This window comes from Streptomyces sp. NPDC107562, from assembly GCF_055657325.1.
This window is the reverse complement of record NZ_JBVKBE010000009.1, coordinates 187,227-202,239: the sequence shown is the minus strand read 5'-3', so window position 1 is coordinate 202,239 and position 15,013 is coordinate 187,227. Positions and strand designations below refer to the sequence as shown.

The 15,013-nt window shown below is 72.3% G+C and carries 8 protein-coding genes; 5 read left to right on the top strand and 3 right to left on the bottom strand.

The window, feature by feature from the left end; genetic code table 11:
* The first annotated feature begins 242 nt into the window (after window positions 1-242).
* Window positions 243-1,031 carry a protein phosphatase 2C domain-containing protein gene (locus tag ACZ7LV_RS24710; RefSeq protein ID WP_471942231.1) on the top strand — a complete coding sequence of 263 codons (789 nt, stop codon included), beginning with the start codon at window positions 243-245 and terminating at the stop codon, window positions 1,029-1,031.
* A gap of 638 nt (window positions 1,032-1,669) precedes the next feature.
* On the opposite strand, the gene ACZ7LV_RS24705 is transcribed toward ACZ7LV_RS24710, so the two are convergent.
* Entirely contained in the window at window positions 1,670-2,161 is a 492-nt protein-coding gene (locus ACZ7LV_RS24705; protein ID WP_471942229.1) for a MarR family winged helix-turn-helix transcriptional regulator, read from the bottom strand.
* Between the two features lie 206 nt (window positions 2,162-2,367).
* Window positions 2,368-4,782 carry an endopeptidase La gene (gene lon, locus ACZ7LV_RS24700; RefSeq protein WP_471942227.1) on the bottom strand — a complete coding sequence of 805 codons (2,415 nt, stop codon included), beginning with the start codon at window positions 4,780-4,782 and terminating at the stop codon, window positions 2,368-2,370.
* Window positions 4,783-4,966: 184 nt separating this feature from the next.
* Here lon and ACZ7LV_RS24695 point away from each other — a divergent pair, with 184 nt between their 5' ends.
* The 4 genes from ACZ7LV_RS24695 to ACZ7LV_RS24680 all read left to right on the top strand — a co-directional run bounded on the left by ACZ7LV_RS24695 (window position 4,967) and on the right by ACZ7LV_RS24680 (window position 11,704).
* Window positions 4,967-5,644, top strand: coding sequence for a spermine/spermidine synthase domain-containing protein (locus tag ACZ7LV_RS24695; protein ID WP_471942223.1), 678 nt, complete (start codon window positions 4,967-4,969; stop codon window positions 5,642-5,644).
* 113 nt (window positions 5,645-5,757) lie between these two features.
* Window positions 5,758-6,498, top strand: coding sequence for a response regulator transcription factor (locus tag ACZ7LV_RS24690; protein ID WP_401673233.1), 741 nt, complete (start codon window positions 5,758-5,760; stop codon window positions 6,496-6,498).
* Complete coding sequence (locus ACZ7LV_RS24685; protein ID WP_471942220.1) at window positions 6,495-7,604, top strand: HAMP domain-containing sensor histidine kinase; 1,110 nt, start codon at window positions 6,495-6,497, stop codon at window positions 7,602-7,604. Before ACZ7LV_RS24690 ends, ACZ7LV_RS24685 begins: the two co-directional genes overlap by 4 nt.
* A 281-nt stretch (window positions 7,605-7,885) precedes the next feature.
* The gene (locus ACZ7LV_RS24680; RefSeq protein ID WP_471942218.1) at window positions 7,886-11,704 is read left to right on the top strand and encodes a multifunctional oxoglutarate decarboxylase/oxoglutarate dehydrogenase thiamine pyrophosphate-binding subunit/dihydrolipoyllysine-residue succinyltransferase subunit; all 3,819 of its coding nucleotides are present in this window, start codon (window positions 7,886-7,888) and stop codon (window positions 11,702-11,704) included.
* Between the two features lie 69 nt (window positions 11,705-11,773).
* On the opposite strand, the gene ACZ7LV_RS24675 is transcribed toward ACZ7LV_RS24680, so the two are convergent.
* A complete protein-coding gene (locus ACZ7LV_RS24675; RefSeq protein ID WP_471942216.1) occupies window positions 11,774-15,013 on the bottom strand; it encodes an SAV_2336 N-terminal domain-related protein in 3,240 nt (1,079 codons plus the stop codon).

Genomic DNA, 15,013 nt, shown 5'->3' with positions numbered 1-15,013 from the left:
GCCACCCGAAGGAGTGAACATCGGAGGGGAGTTGGCGGGCAAGTTCCTCCGGCGCTTGCGAGGGGGCCGCGCGGTGGGCCGGTTGGACGTCGACGGCGGGCTTTGGCAGTATTCGCCGCCACGCGTTCCCCGAGTCCGCCATTCCGACCCAAATCCGGCGGCTGACCTGCGGCGGTGCGGGGATTCGGCGATCCTTGCCACCCTTCGGTGGACGCTGTGAAGGGCTCGTGCAGACTGGCCGGATGCGCACGGAACTTCTCTCCCTGCCGGGTGACCCGGCCCGCCCCAACGAGGACTTCGCCAGTGTCGGCCTACCCGCCTGCGGACAGGGCGGTTCGCTCGTGGTGCTGGACGGAGTGACTCCGCCGCGGGACGGTACCGGCTGTCTTCATTCCGTTCACTGGTTCACCGCGCGCCTGGGCGGGGCCCTGACCGAACTGACCGTTTCACTCCCGGATGTTCCGCTGTCCGAGGCCCTGGCCCGCGCCATCGCGCGTACCGCCGAGGCGCACCGAGGGACCTGTGACCTTTCTCACCCGCGCACCCCGCAGGCAACCGTGGTCCTCGCCCGCTGGTCGCGGGGGACCGTCGAGTACCTGGTCCTCTCCGACTCCGCTCTCCTCGTGGAGTCCCCCGACGGCCTGGTCACCGCGTACCTGGACGACCGCCTGGCCCGGCTGCCGCGGGCGACCCTGGCCACCGACGCGCTGATCGACGCGACCGTCCGCAACAAGGAGGGCGGCTTCTTCACCGCCGCCGCGGACCCTTCGGTCGCGGCGCGGGCGGTCACCGGGGTGCTGCCGCGCGACCGGGTCCGGGCGCTGGCCGCGCTCACGGACGGCGCGAGCCGATGGACGGAGACCTTCCGGGAGGGCGACTGGACGGACCTGTTCACCTTCGTCCGCAAGCAGGGCGCCCAGGCCCTGGTCGACCGGGTACGTGCACTGGAGACCGCAGACCGCGAGGAGCGCACGCACCTGGGCCGCAGCAAGACCCACGACGACGCAACCGTGCTCTACGCAGAACTCTGACGCCCTCCCCCGCCCCCGAGCTCTACGACGTCCCAGCCCACCTCCGCGCCCCTCCGACTCAGCGGCTCCGCTTCCCGGCCACGCCGCTTGCCCCGGTTGCGCGACGACTACTCCGGCTCCGCAGCTACTCCCGAACCCGCGGCTTCTCCGAGCCCGCCGCCTCGGCGGCCGCACCGCACCCCGACTCGGCGGGGCTACTCAGACTCCACGGTTTCCGCCGACGTCGCCGCTACCCGGCCGCGCCACCCCTCCCGGCTGCGCCGTCACCCAACTGCGGCTTCTGACCTCGTGGCTCTCCCCAGATCGGCGACCACCGCAGCCGCGCCACTTCTCCCGGCCGACGGCACCGCCCCCCGCTCCGCGCTTCCCGGCCCGCGCAGCCGACGCCCCGCGGCTCCTACCGGCTCCCACGCCGACCCAGCCGCCTCACGTCCTCAGCTCCGCGGCCAACCCGGCGCGCGCTTCTCCCGGTCACGGTCGCCCACCCGGCTTCGCCGCTTCCCCCGCCGCGGTCGCGACCGGGCTCCGCCGCTGCTCTCCGCCGCGGTCGGCAATCCAGCTCCGCCGCTTCTCCCGGTCAGGGGCACCGACTTGGCTTCGCTCCACCCGCGTATGCCCCCGGCGGGGCGCTGCGGGCCCTACTTCTCCATGCCGGAGTTCAGCTGGTGGAGGAGGCGGGCGAGTTCGGCGACCTCCCGGCGGTCCCAGTGGTCGAGTTTGCTGACGTAGCGGGCGCGGCGGGCCTCGCGGACACGTTGTACCCGGGTGCGCCCCTCCTCGGTGAGGTGCACCAGCCAGGCGCGGCCGTCCGCCGGGTCGGGTTCGCGGGCCACCAGGCCCAGGTTCTCCAGGGCGCGCAGCTGACGCGACATGGTGGCCTTGCCGACCCCGATGTAGGCGGCGAGGTCGGTGGCCCGCTGGCGGCCGCACTCGTCCAGCCGCACCAGCAGCCCGTACGCCGCCGACTCCAGGTCGGGATGGACCTCGCGGGCCATCTCGCCCTGGTTCGCGCGGGCCCGCCGCAGGAACACCGTCAGTTCGCGCTCCAGCTCCAGGAACTCGTGGTCCACACCACTTCGCACGGCTTGCGCCTCGCCGTGCCGTCTGCCGTCGTTTCCACCCTCGTGCACGTCAGCACCCTGATCCGTTTTCCTGGTCGCGAAACCTGCCGCCGCCGACGGTCATCACCGCAGCTCCGTCAGTATTTCGCAGGCGCAGCCGGACGGCAGCCCCCGGGTCCCCCGACGGTCACCGGGCGTACACCCGCCGTCCCCCTCGTACGACGAAGGCCCGGGCCCCTTTCGGGACCCGGGCCTCGCCCGACCGGTCGCGTCCGTCACGCCGCGACCGGAACCTCCGGCGCCGCCTCGCTCGTGGCCGGCGACAGCGCCAGCTCCAGGACCTGGCGGACATCGGTGACGGCGTGGACGTCGAGCTTGTCCAGCACCTCCGCCGGGACGTCGTCCAGGTCCGGCTCGTTGCGCTTGGGGATGATCACCGTGGTGACCCCCGCCCGGTGCGCGGCGAGCAGCTTCTGCTTCACGCCGCCGATCGGCAGCACCCGCCCGGTCAGCGAGACCTCGCCGGTCATCGCCACGTCCGTACGGACCAGACGCCCGGAGAGCAGCGAGGCCAGCGCGGTCGTCATGGTGATGCCCGCGCTCGGGCCGTCCTTCGGCACCGCGCCCGCCGGGAAGTGGATGTGCACGCCCCGGTCCTTGAGGTCGGCGACCGGCAGCTCCAGCTCGGCGCCGTGGCTGCGCAGGAAGGACAGGGCGATCTGCGCGCTCTCCTTCATCACGTCACCCAGTTGACCGGTCAGCGTCAGACCCGCGGCGCCCGTCTCGGGGTCGGCCAGCGACGCCTCGACGAACAGCACGTCACCACCGGCGCCCGTGACCGCGAGACCGGTCGCGACACCCGGCACCGCCGTGCGCCGCTCCGCCGGGTCCTGAGCGGACTCGGGGACGTGGTGCGGCCTGCCGATCAGGTCGCGCAGGTGCGCGTCGGTGACGGTGAACGGCAGCTTCCGCTCGCCCAGTTCGTGCTGGGCCGCCACCTTGCGCAGCAGCCTCGCGACGGACCGCTCCAGGTTGCGCACGCCCGCCTCGCGGGTGTACTCGCCGGCCAGCTTGCGCAGCGCGCTCTCGTCGAGGGTCACCTCGTCCTTCTCCAGCCCGGCGCGCTCCAGCTGGCGTGGCACCAGGTGGTCGCGGGCGATGACGACCTTCTCGTCCTCGGTGTAGCCGTCGAGACGGACCAGCTCCATCCGGTCGAGCAGGGCCTCCGGGATGGCCTCCAGCACGTTCGCGGTGGCCAGGAAGACGACGTCGGACAGGTCGAGCTCGACCTCCAGGTAGTGGTCGCGGAAGGTGTGGTTCTGCGCGGGGTCCAGGACCTCCAGCAGCGCCGCGGCCGGGTCGCCCCGGAAGTCGGAGCCCACCTTGTCGATCTCGTCGAGCAGCACGACCGGGTTCATCGACCCGGCCTCCTTGATTGCGCGGACGATCCGGCCGGGCAGCGCGCCGACGTAGGTACGCCGGTGACCGCGGATCTCGGCCTCGTCGCGCACACCGCCGAGGGCGACCCGCACGAACTTCCGCCCCATGGCGTGGGCCACGGACTCGCCGAGGCTGGTCTTGCCGACGCCGGGCGGCCCGACCAGCGCCAGCACGGCGCCGCCGCGCCGCCCGCCGACGACCCCGAGTCCGCGCTCGGCACGCCGCTTGCGCACCGCCAGGTACTCGGTGATCCGCTCCTTCACGTCCTCCAGGCCCGCGTGCTCGGCGTCGAGCACGGCCTTCGCGCCCTGGATGTCGTACGCGTCCTCGGTCCGCTCGTTCCACGGAAGTTCGAGCACGGTGTCGAGCCAGGTGCGGATCCAGGAGCCCTCGGGCGACTGGTCGGAGGACCGCTCCAGCTTGTCGACCTCCTTGAGCGCGGCCTCGCGCACCTTCTCGGGCAGCTCGGCGGCCTCGACCCGGGCCCGGTAGTCGTCGGACTCCTCGCCCTCCTGCTCGCCGTTCAGCTCGCGCAGCTCCTTGCGCACGGCCTCCAGCTGACGCCGCAGCAGGAACTCCCGCTGCTGCTTGTCGACGCCCTCCTGGACGTCCTTGGCGATCGTCTCGGCGACGTCCTGCTCCGCGATGTGGTCGCGCAGCTGCTGGGTGGCGAGCTTGAGGCGCGCGACCGGGTCGGCGGTCTCCAGCAGCTCGATCTTCTGGTCGAGGCTCAGGAAGGGCGAGTAGCCGGAGTTGTCGGCCAGGGCGGACACGTCGTCGATGGCCTGCACCCGGTCGACGACCTGCCAGGCACCCCGCTTCTTCAGCCAGGCGGAAGCCAGGGCCTTGTACTCCTTGACCAGTTCCGTCACATGTCCGGGCAACGGGTCCGGCACGTTCTCGTCGAGGGCGGTCCCCTCGACCCACAGGGCCGCTCCCGGCCCGGTCGTCCCGGCCCCGATCCGCACCCGGCTGCGGCCCCTGATCAGGGCACCCGGGTCACCGTCGGCGAGCCGGCCGACCTGCTCGACCGTGCCGAGCACGCCCGTGCTCGCGTAGCTGCCGTCGTTGCGCGGCACCAGCAGTACCTTGGGCTTGCCGGGCGTGGCACGGGCAGCCGCCTGAGCGGCCTCCACCGCCGCCCGGACATCTGCGTCGCTCAGGTCCAGCGGGACCACCATGCCGGGCAGGACGACCTCGCCGTCGAGCGGCAGCACGGGCAGAGTGAGCGGTGTGGACGTCGATGCCATGATCTCCCCTTCGGCAGTCAAGTTGAGCTATGCCGACTCAATGCTTGGCCGGGGCGCATTGTTCCCCCGGACGCGTTCGCTGTGAGCGATCGAGGTCGGGGCTCCTCGCGGCCCCCCCCCCCCCCGTTCACGAGGCCTCCGCCGTTTCGTCAACAACCCGTCAGAGAAGTGCCAGGATGGGCCGATGCCCACCAGCTACGACATCCCCGAAGTCCTGGACCGTCGTGAGGGCCCGTACGGCGAGGTCGTACTGCGGCGCCACGGGGCGCTGCTCCAGATCATCGCCAACGGCTGCTTCCTGATGGACACGTCCGACGGCCGCTCGGAACGGCTGCTGGTCGACGCGGCGCTCGACGCCCTCGACCACCGCCCCGGCCCGCGGGTGCTGATCGGCGGCCTCGGCGTCGGATTCTCGCTCGCACATGCCGCGGGCAACCCGCGCTGGGGTCGGATCACGGTGGTCGAGCGGGAGCGCGCGGTCATCGACTGGCACCGCACGGGACCTCTTTCCACCGTTTCGGGCAAAGCGCTGGACGATCCCCGCACCCGGATCGTCGAAGCGGATCTGATCGCCTACGTCAATGAGACTTCCGACACGTTCGACGCACTGTGCCTGGACATCGACAACGGACCCGACTGGACCGTCACGGAAGCCAACTCGGGGCTCTACTCGACGGCCGGACTCGCAGGCTGCGCACGGGTGTTGGGACCCGGTGGGGTACTCGCCGTATGGTCGGCGAAACCCTCCCCGGAATTTGAAGGAACCTTGCGGAATGCCGGTTTCCGGCATGTGCGTACCGAAGAGATCCCGGTTGCCCGGGGCGTTCCCGACGTCGTGCACCTCGGCGTCCGACCGGAATAGCCGAGCTGCGGTGACTCCCCGTACTCTGCTTGCCTGACGCCGATCATTCAAGCGTCAATCGCAGTCATGGGATCACCCCACGGATTCCGGAAAGCACACTTCAGGGGCGGGCGATGGAGCAGACACACACCTCCCAGAACGGCACGGCGGCGGCCACGCCGGGCGCACAGCGCCGGGTGCTGGTGGTCGAGGACGACCCGACGATCGTCGACGCCATCGCGGCCCGCCTGCGCGCCGAGGGATTCCTCGTGCAGACCGCCGGTGACGGCCCGGCCGCCGTCGACACGGCCGAGGCCTGGCAGCCCGATCTGCTGATCCTCGACATCATGCTGCCGGGCTTCGACGGTCTGGAGGTCTGCCGTCGCGTGCAGGCCCAGCGGCCGGTGCCGGTGCTGATGCTCACCGCGCGCGACGACGAGACCGACATGCTGGTGGGTCTCGGCGTCGGCGCCGACGACTACATGACGAAGCCCTTCTCCATGCGCGAGCTGGCCGCGCGCGTGCACGTGCTGCTGCGCCGGGTGGAGCGTGCCGCGGTCGCGGCCGCCACGCCGCGCAGCGGCATCCTGCGCCTCGGCGAGCTGGAGATCGACCACGCACAGCGCCGGGTGCGGGTGCGCAGCGAGGACGTCCACCTCACGCCCACCGAGTTCGACCTGCTCGTCTGCCTGGCGAACACCCCCCGCGCGGTGCTCTCCCGTGAGCAGTTGCTGGCCGAGGTGTGGGACTGGGCGGACGCCTCCGGCACCCGGACCGTCGACAGCCACATCAAGGCGCTGCGCCGGAAGATCGGCGCCGAGCGGATCCGCACGGTGCACGGCGTGGGCTACGCGCTGGAGACACCGACGCCATGAGCGAGGGGCGGCCGGCCGCACGGAGGAGCCCCGGGGAGCCCTGGGGCGGCGTACGCCCGTTCTCGATCAAGACAAAACTGGGCGCCCTGGTCGTCATCTCGGTGCTGATCACCACCGGTCTGATGATGATCGCCCTGCGCACCGAGACGGAGCTGCGCTTCATCACGGTGTTCTCGATGATCGCCACCCTGCTGATAACGCAGTTCGTGGCGCACTCGCTGACCTCGCCGCTGGACGAGATGAACGCCGTCGCCCGCTCGATCTCGCACGGCGACTACACCCGCCGGGTGCGCGAGAACCGCTGGGACGAGCTGGGCGACCTGGCCGTCACCATCAACCGCATGGCCGACGACCTGGAGGCCGAGGACCGCCAGCGCAAGGAGCTGGTGGCCAACGTCTCCCACGAGCTGCGGACCCCGATCGCGGGGCTGCGCGCCGTGCTGGAGAACATCGTGGACGGCGTCACCCGGGCCGACCCCGAGACCATGCGCACCGCCCTGAAGCAGACCGAGCGGCTCGGGCGGCTCGTCGAGACGCTGCTCGACCTGTCCCGGCTGGACAACGGCGTCGTACCGCTCAAGCAGCGGCGCTTCGAGGTGTGGCCGTATCTGTCCGGGGTGCTGAAGGAGGCCAACATGGTCGCCTCCGCGCGCGCGGGCATGGCCTCCGGCTCGGGCAGCCACACCCGTACGGACGTCCATCTGCACCTCGACGTGTCCCCGCCGGAGCTGACCGCGCACGCCGACCCGGAGCGGATCCACCAGGTCGTCGTCAACCTGATCGACAACGCGGTCAAGCACAGCCCGCCGCACGGCCGGGTGACGGTGCGGGCGCGGCGCGGCGCGCTGCCGGAGTCGCTGGAGCTGGAGGTGCTCGACGAGGGTCCGGGCATCCCGCGCTCCGAGTGGCACCGGGTCTTCGAGCGCTTCAACCGGGGAACGGTCAGCCGGCCGCACGGCCCCGGCAGCGACGGCGGCACCGGGCTGGGCCTCGCCATCGCCCGCTGGGCGGTGGATCTGCACGGCGGCAGGATCGGAGTGGCCGAATCCGAGCGGGGTTGCCGGATTCTGATCACCCTTCCGGGCGCGCCTTCTCTGCCAAGTTGACGTAAAGTTCGAAGCGGAGCCACAAGATCCACGGGCGCCCGCTCAGGGAGACACGTGTGATCAGGCAGAGGCCCGCGCCCCAGGGGTGCCGGGCCCAGGTCGTCGCACCCCTTTCGCAACGGAACCACGCTTGTTTCCCGCCATTCCCACCCCCGAAACACGCCCTTCGATGTGACTTGCGCGACGTTGAACCGACCTGGCCTGACCTTCCCGGTCATGGAGGCGTAGCCTTGATTCCCGCTGTCCATCACCTTGTGAAGCGGAAGAGGGCGGTTGCCGCCGTGTCGCCACAGTCCCCCAGTAACGCATCGAGCATCTCGACCGACGCAGACCAAGCGGGCAAGAACCCCGCTGCCGCGTTCGGTCCGAACGAGTGGCTCGTCGACGAGATCTATCAGCAGTACCTCCAGGACCCGAATTCGGTAGACCGTGCCTGGTGGGACTTCTTCGCCGACTACAAGCCGGGGGCGGCTGCCACCACCCCGGCGCAGGCGGCCCCCGCGGCCGCGGAGACCACCACGGCTCAGACGGCTCAGGCGCCCGCCGCGGCGGCCCCGGCCGCGCCCGCGGCCCCCGCGGCACCGCGGCCCGCCGCCGCCGCTCCCGCGCCGGCCCAGGCTCCCGCGCAGCCCAAGGCCCCGGCTCCCGCCCCGGCCCCGGCTCCCGCCCCGGCCGCCGCCAAGCCGCAGCAGCCGAAGGCCAAGGCCGCCGAGCCGGCCGCCGCGGCCCCGGAGGGCCCCGAGCTGGTCACGCTGCGCGGCCCGGCCGCCGCCGTCGTGAAGAACATGAACGCCTCGCTGGAGCTGCCGACGGCCACCTCGGTCCGCGCGGTCCCGGTGAAGCTGCTCTTCGACAACCGCATCGTCATCAACAACCACCTCAAGCGCGCCCGGGGCGGGAAGATCTCCTTCACGCACCTGATCGGCTACGCGATGGTGCAGGCCATCAAGGCCATGCCGGCGATGAACCACTCGTTCGGCGAGAAGGACGGCAAGCCGACCCTCGTCAAGCCGGCGCACGTCAACCTCGGCCTCGCCATCGACCTGGTCAAGCCGAACGGCGACCGCCAGCTGGTCGTCGCGGCGATCAAGAAGGCCGAGACGCTGAACTTCTTCGAGTTCTGGCAGGCCTACGAGGACATCGTCCGCCGCGCCCGCGACGGCAAGCTGACGATGGACGACTTCACCGGCGTGACGGTCTCCCTGACCAACCCCGGTGGCCTCGGCACCGTCCACTCGGTCCCGCGCCTGATGCCCGGCCAGTCGGTGATCATGGGCGTCGGCTCCATGGACTACCCGGCGGAGTTCCAGGGCACCTCCCAGGACACCCTGAACAAGCTCGGCATCTCGAAGGTCATGACGCTCACGTCGACCTACGACCACCGGGTGATCCAGGGCGCCGCCTCCGGCGAGTTCCTGCGCCAGGTCGCCAACCTGCTGCTCGGCGAGAACGGCTTCTACGACGACATCTTCGAGGCGCTGCGCATCCCCTACGAGCCGGTCCGCTGGCTCAAGGACATCGACGCCAGCCACGACGACGACGTCACCAAGGCCGCGCGTGTCTTCGAGCTGATCCACTCCTACCGGGTCCGCGGCCACGTGATGGCCGACACCGACCCGCTGGAGTACCGCCAGCGCAAGCACCCCGACCTGGACATCACCGAGCACGGCCTCACCCTGTGGGACCTGGAGCGCGAGTTCGCGGTCGGCGGCTTCTCGGGCAAGTCCCTGATGAAGCTGCGCGACATCCTCGGCGTGCTGCGCGACTCGTACTGCCGCACCACCGGCATCGAGTTCATGCACATCCAGGACCCCAAGCAGCGCAAGTGGATCCAGGACCGCATCGAGCGCCCGCACACCAAGCCGGAGCGCGAGGAGCAGCTGCGCATCCTGCGCCGCCTGAACGCGGCCGAGGCCTTCGAGACGTTCCTGCAGACGAAGTACGTCGGCCAGAAGCGCTTCTCGCTGGAGGGCGGCGAGTCGGTCATCCCGCTGCTGGACGCGGTCATCGACAGCGCGGCCGAGTCCCGCCTGGACGAGGTCGTCATCGGCATGGCCCACCGCGGCCGGCTGAACGTGCTGGCCAACATCGTCGGCAAGTCGTACGCGCAGATCTTCCGTGAGTTCGAGGGCAACCTCGACCCGAAGTCCATGCACGGCTCCGGCGACGTGAAGTACCACCTGGGCGCCCAGGGCACCTTCACGGGCCTGGACGGCGAGCAGATCACGGTCTCGCTGGCCGCGAACCCCTCGCACCTGGAGGCGGTCGACCCGGTCCTGGAGGGCATCGCCCGCGCCAAGCAGGACATCATCAACAAGGGCGGCACGGACTTCACGGTCCTGCCGGTCGCGATCCACGGCGACGCGGCCTTCGCGGGCCAGGGCGTGGTGGCCGAGACCCTGAACATGTCGCAACTGCGCGGCTACCGCACCGGCGGCACGGTCCACGTGGTCATCAACAACCAGGTCGGCTTCACCGCGGCGCCCGAGTCCTCGCGCTCCTCGATGTACGCCACCGACGTGGCCCGCATGATCGAGGCCCCGATCTTCCACGTGAACGGCGACGATCCGGAGGCCGTGGTCCGCGTCGCGCGGCTCGCCTTCGAGTTCCGCCAGGCGTTCAACAAGGACGTGGTGATCGACCTCATCTGCTACCGCCGCCGCGGTCACAACGAGTCGGACAACCCGGCCTTCACCCAGCCGCTGATGTACGACCTGATCGACAAGAAGCGCTCGGTGCGCAAGCTCTACACCGAGTCCCTGATCGGTCGCGGCGACATCACCCTGGAAGAGGCCGAGCAGGCCCTCCAGGACTACCAGGGCCAGCTGGAGAAGGTCTTCACCGAGGTCCGCGAGGCCACCTCGCAGCCGGCGACGGTCCAGACCCCGGACGCGCAGCCGGAGTTCCCGGTCGCCGTGAACACCGCCGTCTCCTCGGAGATCGTCAAGCGGATCGCCGAGTCCCAGGTCAACATCCCCGACCACATCACCGTCCACCCGCGTCTGCTGCCGCAGCTGCAGCGCCGGGCGTCGATGGTCGAGGACGGCACGATCGACTGGGGCATGGGCGAGACCCTCGCCTTCGGTTCGCTGCTCCTGGAGGGCGTCCCGGTCCGCCTCGCGGGCCAGGACTCCCAGCGCGGCACCTTCGGCCAGCGGCACGCGGTCATCATCGACCGCAGCACCGGCGAGGAGTACACGCCGCTGCAGTACCTGTCGGAGGACCAGGCACGCCTGAACGTCTACAACTCCCTGCTGTCCGAGTACGCGGCGATGGGCTTCGAGTACGGCTACTCGCTGGCCCGCCCCGACGCACTCGTGCTGTGGGAGGCTCAGTTCGGTGACTTCGTCAACGGTGCGCAGACGGTCGTGGACGAGTTCATCTCGTCGGCGGAGCAGAAGTGGGGCCAGACCAGCGGGGTGACGCTGCTCCTCCCCCACGGCTACGAGGGCCAGGGCCCGGACCACTCGTCCGCCCGCCCGGAGCGCTTCCTCCAGCTCTGCGCCCAGAACAACATGACCGTGGCGATGCCCACGTCCCCGTCGAACTACTTCCACCTCCTGCGGTGGCAGGTGCACAACCCGCACCACAAGCCGCTGGTCGTCTTCACGCCGAAGTCGATGCTGCGCCTGAAGGCGGCCGCGGCGAAGGCGGAGGAGTTCACCACGGGCGGCTTCCGTCCGGTCATCGGCGACGAGTCGGTGGACCCGGCCGCGGTGAAGAAGGTGGTCTTCTGCGCGGGCAAGGTCTACTACGACCTGGAGGCCGAGCGGGTCAAGCGCGGCGTCACGGACACGGCGATCATCCGCATCGAACGGCTGTACCCGCTGCCGGGTGCCGAGCTCCAGGCGGAGATCAAGAAGTACCCGAACGCCGAGAAGTACCTGTGGGCCCAGGAGGAGCCGGCGAACCAGGGTGCCTGGCCGTTCATCGCGCTCAACCTGATCGACCACCTGGACCTGGCGGTCGGCGCGGACGTCCCGCACGGCGAGCGCCTGCGCCGCATCTCGCGGCCGCACGGCTCGTCCCCCGCGGTCGGTTCCGCGAAGCGGCACCAGGCGGAGCAGGAGCAGCTGGTGCGCGAGGTGTTCGAGGCGTGAGCCGCTGAGCACCGATCGGCACAAGGGCCCGGCCCCGAGTTCCCAGAACTCGGGGCCGGGCCCTTGCGGTCACCGGGACGCCTCGGGTCCCGCGGCACGAAGGCTGCCTCCGAGCCGCTGGGCGAGCCGGGAGCGCTGCCGTCGGGCCTCGGCCAGTACGTCGTCCAGGCCCGCCTCCTCGGCGTGCTCGGCGGCGCGTCCGTACGCCTCGATGGCCCGGTGCAGATGCGTGAGGGTGTCCGTGCGGTGGTGCAGGAGCGCCAGTATCGAGGCGCGCAGCCGCCAGTGGTCCGCGAGGAACGCGGGCTCCTCGGAGCTGCGCACGGCCTCGCCGATCGTCCACTCGGCCTCGTACAGGTCGGACAGCACCCGCTTGATGTCGTAGCGCCGGTAGTGGGCCTGCCCCAGGCCGGACCAGCGGCCGGCGAGGCCCGAGTGGCCGGGCGGGGTGTCCTGGAGGGCGGTGCGCAGTACGGAGACGGCCCGGGCGGCGTCCTCGGCGGACTTCCTCGCCCTGCCCCGGTCCATCAGCGCCGTGCCGTACTCGAACAGCAGATCGCTCCGGTCGGGGTCGTCGGCGTCCAGCAGCCGTTCGGCCTGCGCCCACGCCTCGACGGCGTGGTCCAGCCGGACGGGGTCACGGGTCCGCCGGTAGGCGGCCCGGTAGAGCCGCGCGGAGCGCGCGTAGCACTCGCGCCGCAGCGCCAGGTCCTCGCCGGCCGCCCGCAGCGCCTGGTCCACGGCGTACAGCGTCTGCCGCTCCCGGCTCTCGTCGGCGGGCCGGGCGACCTCGGTGGCCGACGCCACCGCCAGCCAGGTCCGGCAGCGCTCCTCGTCCGACAGGACGCGCTTGCCGCGTGCCGCGCCCTGGAAGTCGTCCATGGCGCGCAGGGCCAGTTCGGCGGCCCGCTCGGGCAGCGGCCGGGTCGTGGGCACCCGCCCGTCCCCCGCGTACTGCCGCGCCAGGTCGAGCAGCAGCTGCCCCCGTACGATCTGTGCGCGCTCCCGGCTCGGGAACGCCAGCCGTACGTCGGCGGCGTCGACGGCACGGTGCAGGTGCGTCAGGTACCACTGCTCGGCGTCCCGCGCCCGGTAGGGCCCGCGGGCCCCGGGGTGGTCCACGCCCGCCTCCGCGACGGCCCGGCGCACATGGGGCAGCGCCGCCGCGGCGGTCCGCGGGCCGTTGAGTCCCGCGGGGCAGGAGCCCGCGCCCCGCATCGCCAGGGAGAGGTCGCGGTCGGCCACGTACAGCAGCACGGCGCGGGCGTACTCCTCGGCGCGGTACCGGCCGTCCGCCGCCCCGCGCGCCCAGATCCGCAGCGCGTCGGGCACGCCCTCGAAGTCGACGGCGCGGCCGCTCAGTTCACGGGCGAGTGCCCAGCAGACCAGTCCGCGGGTGAGGCTTCCGCGGGCCCCGAACCGGTCGGGGTCGCGGATCACCTCCCAGGCGTCGCGCAGATCGTCCCCGACCCGCCGCACCCGCCAGCGCACCAGCAGGGCGTTGGCCAGCTCCTCGGCGGCGGACAGCCGCTCCGGGTCCGGCGCCGAGACCGCCAGCGCCTGTTGCAGGTACCGCACGGCGGCGTCGAGGGCGCGGGTCAGGCCCTCCCCCTCGAACCGGGCCATGGCCTCCTTGCCCTTGCCGAGGAGTTCTCCGGCGGAGAGCTCGGGCCGCCCCGGGGCCGCCGGGATGCGGGCGCCGAGGTCCCGCAGCACGTCGGCCGAGACCTCGGCGAAGGCGCGCAGTCCGGCCGGTTCGTCCTCCACCGGGCCGACGGGCGGACCGGGTACGTGCGGGTCCACCGCGCCCCGCAGGAACGCCCCGGCCAGCGCCGGGAAGTTGCGGGCGCTGCGCCCGAACCTCCGGTCCACGTACTCGGAGCAGTGCTTGAACAGGAGCTGGGCCTCCTCCAGGGTCAGCCGGGACCGCAGCTCGCTCGCCACCCCCGGCAGGAAGTCGTAGCGGACGGCGCGCGGGTCGTCCGCGTCCTCGCGGCGTCCGAGCAGCCCGCCGAGCAGCACCTCGGACAGCGCCTCGGGGCCGCTGCCCGGGAGCATGGCGTGCTGGACGAGCTGCATGACGGGCAGGTACAGCGGCACCGCCGACAGGTACACGGCGAGCCGGCGGGCCTCCGGGGAGGCGGCGCGCCAGAACCTCCGCACCCGGTCGGTGCCGCCGGCGTCCTCGGCGGCCCGCACCGGCGCGCGCGACTCGGCGTGCCCGGCGTGCACCCAGCCGGCCGCCGAGGAAAGCGAGTGTCCCGTGGTGCCCGACACCAGCCGGGCCCAGCCCTCCACCGAGCCCCGGCGCAGGGCCAGCACGGGGACCGGCAGCGCGCCCCGCTCGACGCGCCCCTTGTCCGGCCGGAACTCCAGCGTTCCGGCGGGCCCTTCGTGACGGCGCAGCAGGCCGCGCCGGGCGGGGAGATGGGTGCGCATCCACATCCGCTGCGGCAGCGGCTGGACCACGGCCACGGGCGCGGTCGAGGCCCAGCGGTGGAGCAGCCGCTGCATCCGGCCGCTGCGCCACATGGGGCCCGCGCAGTCGCTCAGGACGAGGGTCAGGCGCCGTCCGGTCGGGTCGCTGAGCTGCTCGGGGGCGTGCAGCGGGCGGACACGTTCGGGGGTTGCGGCGTAACCGGGCAGACCGCCGGGGGCTTCGTGCAGGTACTGCACCCGGACCTCGCGGAAGGCGCCGGCCCGTTCACAGACCTGGCGCAGTTCGTCTAGCACCTGCTGCCAGACCACCGTGGAGGTGGAGACGTCCATCAGGAGCAGCAGCCGTGCCTCGCGGCTCCGCTCGGTGCGCAGCACGGGCAGCACGACCCCGGACTCGGCGGCCCGTTCGGCGGTGGCGCGCTCGTCGAGCGTACGCGGCACGGGGCGCACCGGGGCGCGGTAGCGCTGGAGCGGGCGTAACCCGCGTTGCAGGGCGAGCGGTTCCGGCAGGACCGGCGCCGCCGGCGCGCTGACGGGGGCCGTGCGGATGCCGCCGGCGTCGGTTCCGGGAGCGGGCGTGAACAGCCGCGCCCCGTCGGGCTCCTGGCCGTCGGCGGTGACCGGACCGTCCGGGCGCACCCGCACGGACACCGGTTCCACGCCGTCCGCCGGTGCGGGCGCGGGCGCGTGGGGGCCGGTGGCGGCGGGGTCCCGCGTCCGGTCGGGGCCGGGCAGGTGGCGGGCCAGCCACAGGGCGTCCGCGAGCTCCTCGACGTCGGGGGTGAGGCCCGCGTCGCGCAGGCGTGCCACCAGCGCCGCGAGCGCGTCGCTCGCGATGCCGGCGGGGACTCCCGGGGCCCGTGGGGACAT